1 protein-coding gene is annotated in these 879 nt (G+C 63.6%); it reads left to right on the top strand.

The genetic code is table 11. The annotated features are described in order from the left end of the window. The first annotated feature begins 57 nt into the window (after positions 1-57). Positions 58-870 (top strand): IS5 family transposase, encoded by an 813-nt coding sequence (locus tag AVTE2539_RS26240; RefSeq protein WP_284415247.1) that lies wholly within the window; start codon positions 58-60, stop codon positions 868-870. Positions 871-879: the final 9 nt, after the last annotated feature.

Below are 879 nucleotides of genomic sequence, written 5' to 3'. Positions count from 1 at the left end.
CTAGAGCGTGTTATGAACTTTGCTCCGTGAGAGCGAAGCCAAGGGTAGAGTTTGCAGATGCCCCGCAAGCCCTACCCAACAGACGTCAGCGATGAAGAATGGAGCTTCGCTGCGCCTTACCTGACCCTGATGGACCAGCACGCGCCCCAGCGCGAGCATGATCTGCGAGAAGTCTTCAACGCGCTGCGTTGGCTGGTGCGCGCGGGAGCGCCCTGGCGGATGCTGCCCAACGATCTGCCGCCCTGGGAAGCGGTTTACCAGCAGAGCCGGCGGTGGCTGGATGCGGGCTGCTTCGAGGCCATGGTCTCTGATCTGCGCTCCATCATCCGCGTGGCCCAAGGGCGCCAGGGCCAGCCCAGCGTCGTGGTGATGGACGGGCGAACGCTGCAATCGAGTTGCGAGAGTGGCCCACGTGCAGGCTATGACGGCTACAAACGCAAGCGAGGCAGCAAGGTGCACATGGCCGTGGACACGCTGGGCCATCTCCTGGCGGTACATGTCACGCCGGCCGACGAGCAAGAGCGCGCTCAGGTGCACCAGTTGTGCGAGGACGTGCAGCAGGCCACTGGCCATACGGTGCAACGGGCCTGGGCAGACCAAGGCTACACGGGTAAGGCGGCATCCAAGGCGGCGAAGGACAACGGCATCGATCTGCAGATCGTGAAGCTGCCCGAGGCGAAGAAAGGCTTTGTACTGCTGCCGCGGCGCTGGGTGGTGGAGCGAAGCTTTGGTTGGCTGGCGAGGTTCCGCAGGCTCTCCCGGGACTATGAGCGGTTGCCGGAAGTGCTCGGCGGGCTACATTTTCTGGTGTTTGCAGTGCTCATGTTGCCCGCCGCTGCACGGGTGCTAGCTGCGGCGGGAAGTTCATAACACGCTCTA

The organism is Acidovorax sp. SUPP2539 (assembly GCF_030158975.1).
Taxonomy (GTDB): Bacteria; Pseudomonadota; Gammaproteobacteria; order Burkholderiales; family Burkholderiaceae_C; genus Paracidovorax.
Note: the sequence above shows the minus strand (reverse complement) of the source record. Positions and strands in the feature narration are given on the sequence as shown.